This is a genomic window from Crocosphaera sp. (assembly GCF_030064895.1).
In the GTDB taxonomy this organism is placed as follows: Bacteria; Cyanobacteriota; Cyanobacteriia; order Cyanobacteriales; family Microcystaceae; genus Crocosphaera.
Map to the genome: position 1 here is coordinate 1 of NZ_JASJEB010000004.1, position 17,329 is coordinate 17,329.

General features: G+C 34.9%; 15 protein-coding genes. 7 read left to right on the forward strand and 8 right to left on the reverse strand.

Features of this window, described 5'->3' with window-relative positions; all coding sequences use genetic code 11:
• The coding region (locus QNJ66_RS01555; protein ID WP_300502378.1) for a glycosyltransferase family 39 protein at nucleotides 1-1,274 on the reverse strand (1,274 nt) is incomplete at its 3' end.
• Between the two features lie 84 nt (nucleotides 1,275-1,358).
• Here QNJ66_RS01555 and cofH point away from each other — a divergent pair.
• The gene (gene cofH, locus QNJ66_RS01560) at nucleotides 1,359-2,510 is read left to right on the forward strand and encodes a 7,8-didemethyl-8-hydroxy-5-deazariboflavin synthase subunit CofH (protein WP_300502380.1); all 1,152 of its coding nucleotides are present in this window, start codon (nucleotides 1,359-1,361) and stop codon (nucleotides 2,508-2,510) included.
• Between the two features lie 478 nt (nucleotides 2,511-2,988).
• Here the strand turns inward: cofH and miaB are convergent, their stop codons facing one another.
• From miaB to QNJ66_RS01575, 3 genes are all read right to left on the reverse strand, one after another.
• Nucleotides 2,989-4,338: a tRNA (N6-isopentenyl adenosine(37)-C2)-methylthiotransferase MiaB gene (gene miaB / locus QNJ66_RS01565; protein WP_300502544.1), complete on the reverse strand. Its 1,350-nt coding sequence runs from the start codon at nucleotides 4,336-4,338 to the stop codon at nucleotides 2,989-2,991.
• A 111-nt stretch (nucleotides 4,339-4,449) separates the two neighbouring features.
• The gene (locus QNJ66_RS01570) at nucleotides 4,450-4,653 is read right to left on the reverse strand and encodes a type II toxin-antitoxin system RelE/ParE family toxin (RefSeq protein ID WP_300502382.1); all 204 of its coding nucleotides are present in this window, start codon (nucleotides 4,651-4,653) and stop codon (nucleotides 4,450-4,452) included.
• Nucleotides 4,653-4,949, reverse strand: coding sequence for a type II toxin-antitoxin system Phd/YefM family antitoxin (locus tag QNJ66_RS01575; RefSeq protein WP_300502384.1), 297 nt, complete (start codon nucleotides 4,947-4,949; stop codon nucleotides 4,653-4,655). Before QNJ66_RS01575 ends, QNJ66_RS01570 begins: the two co-directional genes overlap by 1 nt.
• A 238-nt stretch (nucleotides 4,950-5,187) precedes the next feature.
• Between QNJ66_RS01575 and QNJ66_RS01580 the strand changes: the two genes are divergently transcribed.
• Nucleotides 5,188-6,801, forward strand: coding sequence for a SpoIID/LytB domain-containing protein (locus QNJ66_RS01580; RefSeq protein WP_300502386.1), 1,614 nt, complete (start codon nucleotides 5,188-5,190; stop codon nucleotides 6,799-6,801).
• A gap of 55 nt (nucleotides 6,802-6,856) precedes the next feature.
• Here QNJ66_RS01580 and QNJ66_RS01585 read toward each other — a convergent pair whose 3' ends face one another.
• The 3 genes from QNJ66_RS01585 to QNJ66_RS01595 all read right to left on the reverse strand — a co-directional run bounded on the left by QNJ66_RS01585 (nucleotide 6,857) and on the right by QNJ66_RS01595 (nucleotide 9,356).
• Nucleotides 6,857-7,240 (reverse strand): hypothetical protein, encoded by a 384-nt coding sequence (locus tag QNJ66_RS01585; RefSeq protein ID WP_300502388.1) that lies wholly within the window; start codon nucleotides 7,238-7,240, stop codon nucleotides 6,857-6,859.
• 236 nt (nucleotides 7,241-7,476) lie between these two features.
• Complete coding sequence (locus QNJ66_RS01590) at nucleotides 7,477-8,067, reverse strand: hypothetical protein (protein WP_300502390.1); 591 nt, start codon at nucleotides 8,065-8,067, stop codon at nucleotides 7,477-7,479.
• 236 nt (nucleotides 8,068-8,303) lie between these two features.
• Entirely contained in the window at nucleotides 8,304-9,356 is a 1,053-nt protein-coding gene (locus QNJ66_RS01595) for a glycosyltransferase family 4 protein (RefSeq protein WP_300502392.1), read from the reverse strand.
• A gap of 123 nt (nucleotides 9,357-9,479) precedes the next feature.
• On the opposite strand from QNJ66_RS01595, the gene QNJ66_RS01600 reads away from it, so the two are divergent.
• The 5 genes from QNJ66_RS01600 (at nucleotide 9,480) to QNJ66_RS26145 (ending at nucleotide 15,787) form a co-directional block, all read left to right on the forward strand.
• The gene (locus QNJ66_RS01600; protein WP_300502394.1) at nucleotides 9,480-9,884 is read left to right on the forward strand and encodes a DUF3119 family protein; all 405 of its coding nucleotides are present in this window, start codon (nucleotides 9,480-9,482) and stop codon (nucleotides 9,882-9,884) included.
• A 357-nt stretch (nucleotides 9,885-10,241) separates the two neighbouring features.
• Nucleotides 10,242-11,417, forward strand: coding sequence for a DUF3086 domain-containing protein (locus QNJ66_RS01605; protein WP_300502396.1), 1,176 nt, complete (start codon nucleotides 10,242-10,244; stop codon nucleotides 11,415-11,417).
• A 15-nt stretch (nucleotides 11,418-11,432) separates the two neighbouring features.
• Nucleotides 11,433-12,080: a glycerol-3-phosphate 1-O-acyltransferase PlsY gene (gene plsY / locus QNJ66_RS01610; protein ID WP_300502398.1), complete on the forward strand. Its 648-nt coding sequence runs from the start codon at nucleotides 11,433-11,435 to the stop codon at nucleotides 12,078-12,080.
• 101 nt (nucleotides 12,081-12,181) lie between these two features.
• Entirely contained in the window at nucleotides 12,182-14,983 is a 2,802-nt protein-coding gene (locus tag QNJ66_RS01615; RefSeq protein ID WP_300502400.1) for an AAA-like domain-containing protein, read from the forward strand.
• An 81-nt stretch (nucleotides 14,984-15,064) separates the two neighbouring features.
• Nucleotides 15,065-15,787, forward strand: a complete 723-nt coding sequence (locus QNJ66_RS26145) for a hypothetical protein (protein ID WP_366146269.1) — start codon at nucleotides 15,065-15,067, stop codon at nucleotides 15,785-15,787.
• 298 nt (nucleotides 15,788-16,085) lie between these two features.
• Here QNJ66_RS26145 and QNJ66_RS01625 read toward each other — a convergent pair whose 3' ends face one another.
• Entirely contained in the window at nucleotides 16,086-17,195 is a 1,110-nt protein-coding gene (locus QNJ66_RS01625; protein WP_300502404.1) for a trypsin-like peptidase domain-containing protein, read from the reverse strand.
• Nucleotides 17,196-17,329: the final 134 nt, after the last annotated feature.

Below are 17,329 nucleotides of genomic sequence, written 5' to 3' on the forward strand. Positions count from 1 at the left end.
AACATCTGACGAGAACGTAAACTAAAATCAGCAACATTAATTCCTAAATATAATAGCAAGAGACTTAAAATAGCAATATTCTTAAATTTTATACCTCCTTTTTCTACCCAAGTAACTAATAATAATAAACAGCCAGGTAAGACAAATATAACAGAACGGCCAAACCCAAATGCTAAAGTAAATTTTTTGGTAATAATATCTAAAATTAACATTAATAATAAAGGGAATAACCCCAATAATAAGCTAATAATTAGTAATTTTTTTTGATTATTTTTATATAGTTGCCATATACAATAAATTAAACCAAGAAAAACAAATAATCCAGCAATTGTCACCACATAACTAGGAAAAATACTCGACCAATCACCAACTAATAAATGAATTCCTAACACATCAAGAAATTCTTTTAAATGTCTAGTCATAGCATTTACCAAACCGCCTTTACTGGCAAAACGCCCTAAGTCAGCATTACTTAATTGTTGTCTCGTTCCCCACCAAACCCAAGGAATAGTAAGAATAATGCTAGTGATTAAATACAGCGCATATTGCCACCATTTTCGTCGATCTAACCATAACACTAAGACAGCAAATACTAAAAATAAAACAGCAAAGTAGTAAAATGTCATTAACCCTGATGCTGCGGAAAAAACTAACAAAATTGTCCAGAAAATGTTGATTTTTTTAGAAGAAAGATTGTCTTTTTCTGAGGTATTTATAGTTATTAATTCTAGTAAACACAAACTACTTAATAAAACCCAAAAGACTAATGAACAATACATCCTGATGTTTAAAGAATGAAATAGATAATAAGGATTTAATCCTAAAATTGCAGCAAATAATAAACCCCCTTGAAATCCTAATAATCTTCTTCCTAAACTATAAGCACAGCCCATAGAACCCAAACTAAATAACACAATAATACTGCGCATTGCTGCTTCAGAATTACCCCAAATTCTTAACCAAAAATGCTGTTCTAAAAAGAAAAGAAAAGGATGAGGTTCAGTAACTAAACCTTTAAGAAAACTCTCAAAAGTTGTTAAAATATCAGACAAGCTACTTTCAAGAGGAAGATTTAATAAACTATTATAATTGGCTAAAATAACTGGTACATCTTGAGGGTTTTGATATTGTACTTTTTGTCCAGTGACAAGAAGTAAAGATAAGACCTCATCATACCAAAATTCTCTACTACCCAAATTGACAATTCTGAGAATGACACCACAAGCGATCGCAACTAAAAGAATGATATTAATAGTTTTTGTCGAAATGTTCATCAATTAATTAACCTGTTGAAAATAAGCAAACATTTGTTATAATAGACGGAAAATGGGTATTTATTTAAAATTTTTTCTCCTCCTATGGTTAATCGAATAAAAACAATAGAAAATATTTTAGAAGATGTAGAAAATGATAGGGAACTATCAGAAACCGATGCAGTTACTCTTCTATCTCAAACTGATGAAAGCACAATTAATGCCATTCGTCAAACCGCCGATAAACTCCGTCAAAAGCAAGTAGGAAACACGGTAACATATATTATCAATCGTAATATAAACTTTACCAACATTTGTGAACAACATTGTAACTTTTGTGCCTTTAGACGAGATGCAGGGGATGATGGGGCATTTTGGTTAAATACAGAGCAAATTATCCAAAAAGCGACAGATGCTGTAAAACGAGGGGCAACAGAAATTTGTATGCAGGGAGGTTTAAACCCAGAAGCTAAAATAAAAGGAAGTTGTTTACAATATTATCAACAATTAATTATTAGTCTCAAACAAACATTTCCTAACCTCCATTTACACGCTTTTTCTCCCCAAGAAATTCAATTTATTGCCAGGGAAGATAAAATTAGTTATGCTGAGGTAATTATGACTTTGAAAAACGCTGGTTTAGGATCAATGCCAGGTACAGCAGCCGAAGTCTTAGATGATAAAGTAAGACAGATTATTTGTCCTGAAAAAATCAATAGCCAAACCTGGTTAGAAATTATTAGTTTAGCCCATTCTTTAGGTTTATATACCACCAGTACCCTATTATCTGGACATATTGAAACTGTCCAACAACAAATACAGCATTTAAGTAAATTAAGACAGTTACAAAAAATTGCCATAGAAAAGAATTATCCAGCCAGAATAACAGAATTTATAATCTTACCTTTTGTGGGAAAAGATGCCCCTTTACCCCTAAGAAAGCGTGTCAAACGAGAGCAACCCAGTTTAAAAGATAGTTTATTATTAACTGCAGTGTCTCGAATCTTCTTAGGAAAATGGATACCTAACCATCAACCCAGTTGGGTGAAATTAGGCTTAGACGGTGCAAAAGAAGCCTTAAGATGGGGATGTAATGATCTTGGTGGAACCCTCATGGAAGAGCATATTACCACGATGGCAGGAGCAATGGGAGGAACTTGTATGGAGGTAGAAACCCTACAAGAAGCGATCGCTTCTCTTAAGCGTCCCTATCAACAACGAGACACTTTATATCATCAAAATTATAGTTATTGTTAGCATCGTGAGCAAGTATTATTATTAACATAGTGAGGAGGATGCTAAAACTACTGTGTCTCAAAATTGTTGAAAACTAATATAAAGATAATCAATCAAATAAGGAAAAAACAGTTAGCACTGACTGCAAGATTAATCCAATGGAATAGTCATTTTACTTTCGGGTAATCCGACTTAATTCCCAAGTTCGCCAAGATTTAGACGACCAACTTTTAAGGATTTTACTTTCAGCAGCTAAACTAACTGCTCCACTGTTGTTCCCTAACCACTTCTATTATCAAACTTATCTCTCAAAGATACAACCCAAGTTTAAGGAGTTAAATCAGAAGTTAAGGAATTAAACATCAAAAGTGGCTCAAACGTATTTATATAGAGTATTTCAACCATTGAACAACTAACTGAGTATTAGCTTAAGATTCCATCAGAGTTGATTAGGTTAGGAAATTTATACAGATTATCTTGCTTAAGAGCATTTACCTTATTAAAAAATGGCTTCTCCTGTCAAACTAAAAGCACGAACCTCTGTGATTTCTACCTTGATTAATTGTCCTTTTAATTCATCTATATTTCCCTTAAAAAAGGTTAAACGATTGCCTTGAGTTCTTCCCATAACTTGACTCTTATCTTTAGGGTTTTGATCTTCCACTAATACCTCTTCTATTCTCCCTAAATATCTTTGGGAACGTTGTGCCGCCTTTTGTGCCACTAAATGGTTTAATCTTTGTAAGCGATCACTTTTCACTTCTTCGCTTAATTGTTGCTCCCAAAGGGCTGCAGGGGTTCCAGGACGAGGGGAATAAGCAGCAGTATTTAGTTGATCAAAACCAATATCATCAACTAATTGTAAAGTGTTTTCAAACTGTTCTTCTGTTTCCCCAGGAAAGCCCACAATCGCATCTGCACTAATAGAAGCATCGGGCATATATTCACGAATTTTATCGATAATTCTCCGATATTTTTGGTGAGTATAACCCCGTTTCATCGCTTTTAAAACCTCATTATCTCCTGATTGAAAAGGAATATGAAAATGTTCACAAACTTTGGGTAATTCGTCACAAGCTTTAATTAATCTCTCGGTAAAATAACGGGGATGACTGGTAGCAAATCTTAGTCTTTCTATACCGGAAATATCATGTACTTGGTATAACAAATCAGTCAACGTATGTTGATGTCTTCCACTTGGAGTAACCCCTGGTAAATCTCGCCCATAAGCATCAATATTTTGTCCTAATAAAGTAATTTCTTTGTACCCTTGTTTTCCTAATAGTTCCATTTCTGCATAAATAGCTTCAGGAGTACGAGATTGTTCCACACCTCTAACATTAGGAACCACACAATAACTACACCTTTCATTGCAACCATAAATAATATTCACCCAAGCGGTGACCGTACTATCTCGACGGGGTTTGGTAATATCTTCTACGATATGAATAGGTTCAGTCGCCACCACCTGATTGCCATCAAATACCTGGGTTAATAAATCTTCTAAGCGGTTAGCGTGTTGCGGTCCCATCACTAAATCTAATTCTGGAACCCGTCTTAAGATTTTCTCCCCTTCCTGTTGCGCTACACATCCAGCTACTACTAAAGTTAAATCAGGGTTTTCGTGTTTACGTTTAGCCTGTCTTCCCAAGTAAGAATAAACCTTTTGTTCGGCATTATCTCGGATGGTACAGGTATTATAAAGGATTAAATCAGCCCCATTGGGGTCTTGAGACCATTTAAACCCCATATCTTCCAAAATACCGGCCATGCGTTCTGAGTCAGCTTTATTCATCTGACAGCCAAAGGTAGTGATATGGTAACGGCGTGGGGTTGAGGTCATGGTTATTAAGCATATTTTAAACGTCCAATCTATAATTATATCAAAGACGCTTTTTTTCTTCTACTTCCGATAAACTTCTCTTCTGTGACCAATGCGGATTACCATAACAACTAATCTCTAATCAAAAACTTCATAGATAATTCGATAATCTTTTACACGAATTCCATAAGTATTCTCTTCTCCTACGATTTTTTTGCACTGACGAGGACGAGGATTAACCTTTAATTGCTCAAGTTTTCCTATAATTATTGTTTGAATATCAGCCGAAAGTTTTTTAAACTGTCGTTTAGCTGATGATTTCAACTCAACCTGATAATTCATTATTTTAATTCTTTTTTTAACTCATCTAATGAAGTTGTAGGCTCTAAATCTTGCTTTGCTTTGTGTAATGCTTTTCTGTCTATTTCATCTTCTTTTTCAGCAATAATTCTTTCTAAAAAAGCAAAAGCTTCTAGAGAAATTATGACTGCTTTTTCTTCTCCTTTATGGGTAATTATAACAGGAATATCGTCAGTTTGAATTTGCGCTATTATTTCGCTTAAATGATTTTGAGCTTCTTTAATTGTTATTGAAGTAACTTCTTCATTAGTCATTTTATCAACAATAATAGGTGTCATTAGATTCCCCTGATTAAAATTTGTACAGTCAATTTAGTTTCAATTATAGCGTGTTTCTTAACTTGGATAGCTATCTTTTCAGACTTTGACCTTACTGAAAAGTTTCTAAATAAATTATGAAATAGGGAACTATTAGGGCGACAAATAGGACAGAGACAAAGAATAGAAAAATCTTAACATAACGACCCTCAATCATCGCTCATGGGGTCTATAATGCGAAAAAACAATATACTGAGATATGCTGATGACTAAGACGACTCAACCCATTAAGGGTAAACACTTGTTCTTAACCCTGTTTTCCCTTCCGCTTATCTGGGGAGGAATCTTAGGTGTACCAAGTGCGGCCAAAGATGTTGATATCGAAGTGGGTATCATACAAAGATTCGGGGAGAAAGAAGCAGAAAAACTGACTATTAGTGCGACGAGTGGGGACAGTTTAACCGTTACCTTTAAAGATAGTCAGGGACAAACCAAAACCTTAACCACAACTCAACTAACTCTAAATATTGTTGAAGAATCTTTACCCCAATCAATGCTAAAAGAGTACATTGTTTTGAGCGATCATGCAACCTTTGAAACAGCAGAAGATAGCGCAAACCAATGGAAAGATAAAGGTATAAAAGCAGAAGTAACCCAACCTGGAAGATGGCAAGTATGGGCTAAAAGAGATGTTTATGAAACTCCTTTATTACGCCGTTTATTATTAAAAAATCTTCAAGAAAAAGGTTATAATGATGCTTATTTAGAATCGGCTATTTTAAATTCTAAATCTCAAGCAACTTTTACTATTGCGGGCAAACAATATCAAAGTGATTATTTAGAGATTATTCCAGGAAAAAATCCCATACAGGTGAGTCATTCTCAACAAAAAACACGGCGTTATGGAGGCAGTTTAAAGCTACAACCAAACTCTTACGGGACTTATACTTTAGTCAATGATGTCCCCTTAGAAACCTATTTGAGAGGAGTCGTTCCCCACGAAATAGGTCCCCAAGCACCGAAAAATGCAGCCAAAGCGCAAACAATTATTGCCCGTACCTATGCTTTGCGTAATTTACGCCGTTTTAAAGCAGATAATTACGAATTATGTGCAAGTACTCATTGTCAAGTTTATTATGGATTGAGTGGAACCAGTCCCAAAGCTGATCGAGCGATCGCAGCCACCAAAGGATTAGTTTTAACCTATAATAATGAGTTGGTAGATGCTCTTTATTCTTCTACTACTGGGGGTGTTACAGCAAGTTTTAGTGATGCTTGGAATGGGGAAGAAAGACCTTATCTACGAGCAGTGATTGACTCTCCTAAAACTGTTTGGGATCTCTCTCAAAAATCTTTAGCTGAGGAGGAAACTTTTCGGAATTTTATTCGTTTAAAACAAGGATTTAATGAAAGTGGCCGCCGTGTTTTCCGTTGGAACCGTAAAGCTACTCTAGTAAGTTTAACTAAAGATTTAAAGAAATATCTAGAAAGACGAAAACATCCACTAAAAGACATCAAAAGTATTCGCTCGATTGAAGTCACAGAACGTTCTGATTCTGGACGTATTTTAACCATGATTGTGCAAACAGATCAAGGAACAATTACATTACAAAAGAATGAGGTTCGCAGTGCTTTCGGTCCACCAATAAGCACTCTTTTTTACCTCGATCCTATCTACAATAGCCAAAAAGTATTAACAGGGTATGCTTTTGTCGGAGGTGGTTTTGGCCATGGGGTTGGCTTAAGTCAATTTGGCTCTTATAATTTAGCTAATTTAGGTTGGAGTCCTGAGAAAATTCTTGCTTTTTATTATCCTGGAACAAAAATTATTCCCCTAGATAATTCAATTGTTTTTTGGAGAGAAGAAGAATAACAACTAACTTTTTCTGTAGAGACATTTCGGTAAATGTCTCTACAGGAATTTGAGATCAAGGCCACAGAACAACGCGCATAGTAGTATCGGTGAGGGCAAAACGATCGTTTTTACAAATGTTTAATTCACCAAACCCTCCTGGGGGAACTTCATTGCCATTGATATCTTTAGCAAGAATATCATATAGACAATTACCTTCTTGGAAAGTTATATCAATAGGAATACTATCACCAGGTTTTAAGGTATAAGATAGTAAATCACTTCCCCAATACCTTGACCATTCAGGAGAAACATATAAGTCAGTAATGTTGGCTTCTGTATGATTATGAATGATGAGGGTTCTTCTATTCGCTTTGGCAACTTCTGGAGTACCTAAAACGATGGGTAAAGCTACTAAAGTTCCAATAGTTAGATTAACCAATAATTTGCGGTAATTCATAGCAAATCCTCCATTAGTATTCAGCACAGAAAAATAGATTTAATTAAGGCTTTATTTCCTTTCATAAACATCACTGTTGTGCTGAGAAGATCCGCTCCGCACACCCTTTTACTTTCATTGTAAAATTATTTACTTTCAAACAGAAAAGATTACTCAAAATTGACAAGAAAATTAACAATCAGTTACTTATGCTAGAACATTAGTGAACAGTCTTTTAACTGTTCACTGTTCACTTATTAAGGTTTAACTTCTACAGATAAAGAGGTTCTTGTTTGTTGATAAACGGGAACCACTGTTGCGGGTAGTCCTTGATTTTTTAGTTCTTGTACTCGTTGTTCTGCTTGTTTAGAATTTTGGAAAACTCCAGCATGAATAACCCCTTCACTTTCGCGAATAAAAGCCATGGGTTCAATAGTTTTAACTTGGGATAATAAAGAATTGTTTTGACCGGCCACTTCAACCCGATAAAGATTAGCATTTTGAGTAGGTTGGGTATTGATCGTTCTGATCTCAGAAGGAGCCGTATCTTCAGTCAAAGGTTGAGTACGTACACTTTGGGGTGCAGAGAAAGTGTACTCTTTAATTGGGGTTGAACTCCCTTCAGTAGCAGGAGTTACTGGATTAATAGGAGATTCAGAATTGACCATTTTAGGCACAGGAGGTGGCGGTAACTCACGGTTAGAGGTAGTTTGCGCCAAACTGACTGAAGTTGAACCAATGGTTAATAGGAAAAAACAGAACCAAGTGGAAGACTGTTTTAAGTACGAAGGGAACTTACTGATCTGCTCAACGGTCTTGGGAATTAAGCCATAGCTCGTAGTAAACATAATTTAAACCTGAAATACACACATCCTCACACCGACAAGGAACAAAAATTGTCTTGAGTTCTTCTCGGCTTAAACAATATTGTAATACTTAAACAAATTACCGTGTGGATTGGTAGACATTCTTTATTATTTTTAAACTATAGGGTTTCTCCGACTCATGAGGGATAGCTTGGTTTTGTTTTTATTCCCTGTTCCCTAATAGTAAAAACTCCTGTCCCTCATAAGTAGCAGAACTGTTATAATTCATTAAACCAACCTTCAAAGCGATCTCCTAATGCTTTGAGAGAATATTCCGTTTCTGCTTGTTGACGACATTGTTTCCTCTCAATCTTATGCAGGTTATTAATAGCAGTTACTAACCCAGAAATACTATCAGGTTCCACTAAAAATCCTGTCTTTTCATGTTGAACAATTTCAGCAGGGCCACCCCGACTATAAGCAATAACAGGAACCCCACAAGCTAAGGCTTCAATAGCTACATTTCCAAAAGCTTCTATCCATCGTGGAGTCATTAATAAAGCCTGACATTTGCCTAACTTTTCCTGCAATTCTATGGTATTAAAAAATCCTTCGTATTGATAAGGGGCATGAGGATATTTTTTACGAATAGTTTGCCAGTATTCCTCGTCAGTAATTTTACCAAAAATTTTCAAAGGAATATTAACAATTTCTGCTGCTTCTATAGCATCTTCTAAGGCTTTTTCTGGGGATAGTCTTCCAACCCAAGCTAAATAATTATCAGGGCTTTCACAATAATTATATAAAGATAAATTTAAGCCACTTCCTAAAATACGACACGCATCATTAAAAGGAAAAGTGGCAGCTTGAGAACGAGTATAAACCCCAATATTTTTTGGATATTTAACAGCTACTCGGTTCATCATCTCATCAAAAGTATCCGTCATTGACCCCATACTGATAAAATGAGCAATAGGAGTAGTAAAAAAAGGAGTAAGATAAAAAGGTAGCCAATCAAAAGCAAAATTAACGATTAAATCATAATCATTTTGCACCTTTCTCCCATAGTCCCACATATTAGCCAAAACAGAATTTTCAGGCAAAATAATTGGTGTATCCCGATGATTATTTTGAATCATTTCTTGACAAGTTCCTGAAATTTCTTGACAAGAAATATGCTCAACCTTTGAACCTTCTGGTCCAACAACAGTTACTTGATGTCCCCGTTGACTCATTTCTTGGGCTAAATTGAGTAAAGTTAACTCAACCCCTCCTCCGATCCCTGATCCTAAAGGTCCCACAGGGGTTGACAAAAATAACAACTTCAGCATTGACTCTCAAAAAAACATAAATTCCAACATAGATGTTATCCTAAAAGCTAAATTTGTCGATAATCTATCTATTTTTCCATTGTCTCATAATTGTTCTACTCAATACAGATTATTGCCCTTACTATGACTTCTGTAAACCCTCTCAATCAAAACCAACAAACCATAGAATTAGCCCCAAGCTATAAAATTCCTATTATCCTAGTCTTGATAGCGATCGCCATCCTAATCATACAACCTTGGGCTAGTCTTCCTGTAGCATTACTAGGTTTATTCCTACTATTACAAACTGTTACTATCCGCCTAAAATTTACTTCAACCACTTTAGAAGTGTATCGTTCAGATAAGTGTCTTCGTAGTTTTCCCTACAGCGATTGGCAAAACTGGGAAATTTTCTGGCAACCTGTCCCAATTTTATTTTATTTTAAAGAAGTAAAAAGTATTCATTTTTTACCTATTATATTTGATCCCCAAGAACTTAAGGCTTGTTTAGAGCAGTTTTGTCCTCTTGAAAAAATACAAGCAACGTGAGTTCGGAGTTCGGAGTTCGGAGTTCGGAGTTATAATTTTTTTAACGAGAGAATGAAGGTTTGAGACTTCTGATTTGAATCAGTTTTCTCGAAATTTCCTTATATCGAACTCAGGTAAGCAAATGAGTTGAAATAAGCAACAACTCAACCATAAAATTTCTGGAAAAATAGGCAAAAGCTAATAATTTTAGTGTGATTTTTTCTAGCAATACCAATTTCTTAAATTTCGGCTACACATCTCCGTAGGGGTCAACGCCCTTTGAACGCTACAATATAAAATTATCTAGTCTAAGTTGATGAAAATGGTATCAATTGCCAGACTCTCAAATATTGAACTCTGTCCTTAAAATATAAATCTATGACCTCAGACGTTCCCCAATCTTCTAACATCGACCTTACTCCTAATACACCTCAAGAGGACGTTGCTATTGAGAAAACAGAAGAATTAGAATCACTAAAAATTCCCGATCTAGAAGGGGAAAAAAACCCAGTTGTTGACTCATCAGATCAAGATTTATCCCCCATTGATGAGAAATTATTACCCGTGAATTTAGAAAAAACCATTGAGGAACTTACCCAAGAGGTTGAAGAATTAAAACAACATAAACAGGTATTAATCGCTGAAATAGAAGCCTTAGAAGTCAGCAAAGCCCAAAAACTGTCAGAAAAAACCCAGACAGTAGAAGCAACTTTAGAAAAAATGATTGTTGAAGGACTCAAAGAACTTCAGCAAAAAAAACAAACCCTGGAACTATCTGTAGAACAATTAGAACGTCGTCGAGACCGAATTCGTGAGGAAATGAAGACCTCTTTTGCAGGAATCTCTCAAGACTTGGCTATCCGTGTACAAGGATTTAAAGATTATCTGGTGGGCAGTTTACAGGATCTCGCAGCAGCGGCCGAACAGTTAGACTTACCAACTCAACAGAGTTGGGAAGAACCATCAGAACCAGTCAACTCTCCTTCAGTAAGTAACTCAACACTCCAATTTGCTCCTCAAGAATTCGCGGAACAAACCCGTAAAATTCAGGAAATTTTAGAACAGTATCGCAGAAACCCTGACTACTATGGTCCTCCCTGGCAGTTACGTCGAACCTTTGAACCTATTCATGCCGAAAGAGTCCAGAAATGGTTCTTTTCTCAAGGAGGGAGAGGTACAATCAAGTCAATGGGAAGTCGTTTACAAAATATTTTAGTCGCTTCTGCTGTTATTTCTGTCTTGAACGAACTACACGGCGATCGCACTCGTTTTCTAATTTTGGCCAACACCCCAGAAAGACTAGGAGAATGGCGACGGGGACTGCAAGACTGCTTAGGTATTTCTCGTGGTGATTTTGGACCAGAAAGAGGAGTTGTTCTCTTCGAGTCCCCAGATGCTTTGGTTCAAAAAGCAGAAAGATTAGAGGAAGATGAGTTTATCCCTCTGGTGATCATCGATGAAACAGAAGAACAAATTAGTCTCTCTTTACTACAATTTTCCTTGTGGTTGGCCTTTGCACCAGATCCACAGCAAATGAATAGTTATCTTTATTAATTTTCTTAGTGACTTATGGCTTTTTTGATTAGCGCATTACTAACTCTTATCGGCTATTTACTAGGTTCAATTCCCACAGGATACTTGACCGCATTCTATCTTGAAGGTATTGATATCCGTGAACATGGTTCAGGATCTACAGGTGCCACCAATATTTTACGGACAGTTGGCAAACGGGCAGCGATATTTGTCTTCATAGCAGATGTAGTTAAGGCTATGTTAGCTGTTGTTGTGGTTAAATTATGGTTTTTGCTGCCTTATGCTGATCTTCTGCCTTTACAATGGAAATCTTGGTTAGTTGTTTTAGCCGCGATCGCTGCTATTTTTGGTCATAGTAAATCTATTTTTCTCAATTTTACAGGAGGAAAGTCTGTGGCCTCTAGTTTGGGAGTGTTATTGGTACTTAACCCCATTGTCGCTTTAGGTACGTTAGGCAGCTTTTTAGTGATGTTAGCTTTATCCCGTATAGTTTCCTTGAGTTCTATTACTGGAGTTCTTGCTGTTAATATCCTCATGTTTGCCTTACATCAACCTTTACCCTATTGCTTATTTGGGGTAATTGCTGGAGTGTATGTTACGTTCCGTCATCGTACGAATATTATGCGTATTTTCGCAGGAACTGAACCGAGAGTTGGACAAAAATTACAACAAGAAGGAAGTTAATTATTTCTGAGTTTGATCTTATTTAGAGTACCGGGAGGCAGTTATAATTCTTATTAACTGTCTCCTGGTTTTTTATCATCTTTTTTATCATACAAAAGTTTATGGATCGAGAAACATTTAAAGAAATTTACTACAATAAACTTACCTCAAAACAGAGGCAAGCCTTACAAGGATTTTTATCAGGGTTGTCAGATTTAGATATTGCTTACAAAATGGACGCAACAAATCGAGCAACAGCTACTAAGCACTTAACTAATGTGGGAAAAAAGTTCGGTTACCCCCCGGAAATTGAACCGGATTATCGATTTATTTTAGTAGAATTATTTGCTCAATATTTACCTGAGTTAGTGAGTAAGAAAGTTTTAGATAGATATGGATTATTTAACCAAGAAATTCGCTTTCCTGAGGGAACAGAACCGTTAGGTTCCCCTTTCTATGAACTTCGCTCTGTTGAAGAAAGTTGTTATGCAGAAATTCAGGAACCTGGGGCATTAATACGAGTTAAAGCTCCCAGGAAAATGGGAAAAACTTCCTTGATTAAAAGAATACTTGCTCGTGGTAAAAAGAAAAATTTTAAAACAGTTTACTTGAATTTTAGTTTAATCGAAAAGCAAAAAATGTCACAACAGGAACAATTTTTAAAGAGCTTTTTTGATTATATCTTATTACAGCTGTCTTGGCCCAATAGTGGTGAAAGACAAGACTTTAATATGTTGAAATTAACTCATCAATTAGAAATATTGCTTAAGCAGATTCCTGAAGGAATTATCTTAGCTTTAGATGAGATTGATCAATTGTTTGAATACCCAGAAATATATCAAATTAATATTACTTATTTAGTCAGGTTAACAGGTTTTACCTTTGAAGAATCTAAAGCAGCTTTATTACCAGGATTAACCGATGATTTACAATGTGCTGAGTCTATTCTTAAACAAATTTTAGATTGGACAGGTGGACAACCTTTTTTAACTCAAAAATTATGTCGTATTGTTCAACAAAAAAACAAAATTAATAGTATTAATATTAATGAATTAGTCAAAGAATCTATACTAGATAATTGGGAATTTCAAGATCAACCTGAACATTTGAAAACAATTCGCGATCGCTTATTAAATGATGAGACAAAAGCGATTCAACTATTAGGATTATATCAAGAAGTTTTATTATCTAATACTAATTCATCTTATTTTCCTATAAAAGTTGATAATTCTTTAGGACAAGTGCAGTTAAGATTATCTGGTATTGTTGGAATTAAAGACAACTATTTACAAGTTTATAATCCAATTTATGAATATATTTTTAATTTAGATTGGGTAAAAAGTAAATTAGCTAAGTTACGTCCCTATGCAGCAAAAATGAATGCTTGGATTGAGTCTAATTATAATTCAGATTACTTATTACAAGGAGAAACATTAGATGAGGTTATTAAATGGTCAGATAACCAGAAACTAAGTTCAATTGACTATCAATTTATTACCGCATCTCAACAGTTTTTTGTTAAACAAGAAACCTTAGAAAAAGAAGCAAAAATTAAGGCAAATTTGCTGTTGCAACAAGCAAATAAAAAAGCAAGACGGTTAGTATTAGGTGGGAGTATTTTTTCAATTTTTTCATTATTTTTAGTTGTAAGTAGTATTATTTTTGTCCAATATCAGCGTAAAAAAGCTAACATTTTTCAAAACCAAGTCAAAACAATACAACAAAGTTATAATGCAGAACAACAATTTAATTCTCAACCCTTAGAAGGTTTATTATCAGGAATAAAAGCTGGAGAAAGCTTAGAAAATTTAGTTGATAATTTGTCATTTATTGAACAATACAAAAGTTTTTCACCTGTATTAGTATTACTAAAAATTTTAACTGAAATTAAAATTTTTAATCAAGTTCAAACAAACATTGAAAATGTAAGAAGTCTTCAATTTAGTCCCCAAGGAGATTTAATTGCTATTTCGGGAGATAACGATCTGATAATCTTATCAAAATCAGGGAAAATAATTCAGACATTTACTTTAAAATCAGAAGACTCAATTAAAACATTACAGTGGGATAAGATAACGCACAATCTGATTATAATAACAACAAAAGGAAATATTATGATTTGGGATAAAAATATTGATCAATTACAGTTATTGACTTCATATAACAATGATTTATTAAAAGCAAAAATTAGTTCTGATGGTCAAATCATTGCTATTATTACTTCTCAAAATTTAAGACAAGTTTTAGAAGTTTGGAAACTAGATAAAACATTAAAAAAAGAATTTTCTGTTCAAACATCAGGAGTAGAAACTTTGAATATTAGTCCTGATAATCGTATTATTGCTCTAGGAAACGAAGATGGAATAATTAAACTTTTAGATAGGGATGGAAATGTTAAACAGACATTATCAAAGCATGAAAAGTTTATTACTAAAATTAGCTTTAGTCCTGATAATAAAATGATCGCAACTGGAAGTGATGACGGGATAATAAAGTTGTGGGAGATGGATGGAACTTTGAAAGAAACACTAGAAGAACATCAAAACGGAATTACAGATATTCGCTTTAATCCTCACGGTAAATTAATTGCATCGAGTAGTGAAGATAAAACAATTAAAGTGTGGAAACAGGAGGAAAATTCAACTACTATTTTATCAAATTATAATAACGCTGGTACTCACTTTGATTTTAGTCCCGACGGCAAAATTTTAGTCTCGGGAAGTTACTCGAAACTGGTAAAATTTTGGAAATTAAATCAGGTAGGATTACCAACAATTACTGTCTCAGGTTCTATTGTTAATCTTGATTTTGATCAAAAAAATCAACAAATTATTATCAGCGATATCACAGGAAATATATCTTATTTTTCCTTAGCAAATAATTCTCTTCAAAAAGTAAACTTGAATCAACAAGAATCAATGTGATCGCAGATTAATCAAGAAAAAAATATAATAGCAACTGTTGATGATTTTTTCATCAAATTATGGACATTAAAGGGAGAATTAATCAAAGAAATTTCAACTAAAAATTCATTTATATCAAGTCTTACTTTTCACCCCAAAGAAAAAATAATAGCGATTGGAACTGATCAAGAAAAGATTGAATTATTAGACTTTCAAGGAAACTCAATTAATGTTATACCAACTCAACCCGGTTGGATAACAAGTCTGAGTTTTCATCCCCAAAAAAACATAATTGCATCGGGGGATGAAAATGGGATAATTAACTTATGGACAAAGGAAGGAAAGTTACTTAAATCTTTAAACAATCATCAGCAAGAAATCCTGGATTTAACCTTTAGTCCCGATGGTCAATATTTAGTATCTGCTAGTAAAGACACAACCTTAAATTTGTGGACAGTCGAGGGTGAAAAAATCAAAACTTTGAGTGGACATACCCAAGACATTCATCAAGTTGTTTTTAACCCTAATAGTTCAATAATTGCTTCTGGAGATGCAGCAGGAGTGATTAAATTATGGGATAAAGAAGGGACACCTTTAATCACCCTTAACGCGTCTGAAACAAAGATTAATAGTCTTCGTTTTACTGAGGATGGATTAAACCTTATTTCAGGGGATAATCAAGGTGTCGTTATAGTTTGGCCTCTACAAATACAAACATTATTGAATCAAAGTTGTCGCTGGTTAGATGATTATTGGTTAACCCATCCCCAACAACTCAAAGAAGAATATTCTCGTTGTACTTCTGCAAACCAAAATATTAAGTAATAGACTGTTTCAGCTAAAATGAGTTAACAGGAATTTGAGCATCTTGCTCACTTGCTGTACAAATAGCAAGCATGATGATTGCACGGCATTAACAGCCCTTCGGGCGAGGCAGGAGGCAGGGGGCAGGAGGCAGAAGGAGATATTTTAGTTAGTAGTAAAGCCTTTTTGCCTCGCCCAATTGGGTTTAAGTCCCCTGCCAAAATTTTTAATTTGGCAGTCTTCGGTTAGATGCGGGTTTAAATCCCCATCTATACCGACCTCCTGCCTCCTGCCTTTCAACTCCTGCCTCCTTTAAATTTTATTTGATGATTAATTTATAATCTCCCGTTTCTCCAGGTTCAAAGGTATTAGATACAATTATATATTGACCGTCTTCTGGCAATCTAGCTCTAATTTTTGCATTGAAGTTATTAGGGGAAATATCGTCATTCTGAGCAATGATTTTTTCTTGTTTAGGAAAGACTAAAAATAAGTTACCATCAATACGATTACTATTCATTTCAATTATGACTTCTTGACCAGCACGGCCAGAAAATTGATATCTATGATAATAACTATTATTGGGTAAAGTTTTTTCTCCTGCTTTAAAACTAGCCGTTATAATAGTACCTTCTGGGGGTAATTCTGGTACTTGAGATTGTCGGGTATTATTCTGTTGTGGACGCTGAGCAATTTTTGGAGCATTTCCCTGTTCAATAGCAACTAAAAAGGGTTGTAAATGTTTAACCGATAAGGCTAAACTAATGCCCATATAAAATTTCTTTCCTGTGTGATTAATCAATGCGGTATTTACCCCGATTACTTCTCCCTTGGAGTTTAATAATGGTCCACCAGAATTGCCACCGTTAATGGCTGCATCGTGTTGAATCATTCCTCCTCCTTCATGAAGACGACTAACAACTCCGTAAGTAAAAGTATTGTGAAAATCTTCACGTAAAGGAGTGCCAATGGCATAAACAGATTGACCTACTTTAACTGAATTAGCAGAAGCGAAAGGAAGAAAGGGCAAATTATTTTGATTGCGAATTTTTATGGCAGCTAAATCTATGCCATTTGGTTCAAAAGCTACGATATCAGCTACGGCTTTTGTTCCATCTGCTAACTTAATATCAACAGGAGAATTACTATCCTCAATCACATGAGAATTTGTTATCACTAATCCATCAGAACTGACAATAAAACCACTTCCTATACTTCCCTTATCAGTAAGAATAAGTACCACACTAGGACTCGCTTGTTCATAAACACGAATACGGGTTTTTTCTTCTGCTGTTTCTGCCGATACCGAAGCAGAAGGAATAATACTATTTCCCTTCAAATCAAAACTATCAATTACCATATATCCACCTACGCTAATTAATCCAGTTAGTAGGCCACTAATACTGAGTCGCAATAGTTGTTTTTTCATGGGTTTATCTCCTCATCTTTGATTACTTAACAGAATAATTCAATTCACCAAACTTGTGAGAATAGGTGCCGAAAATTTCTCCTTATCTTCCTTGGTGAATATTTTGGTGAACAAAACGTCACCAGGAATCTAAA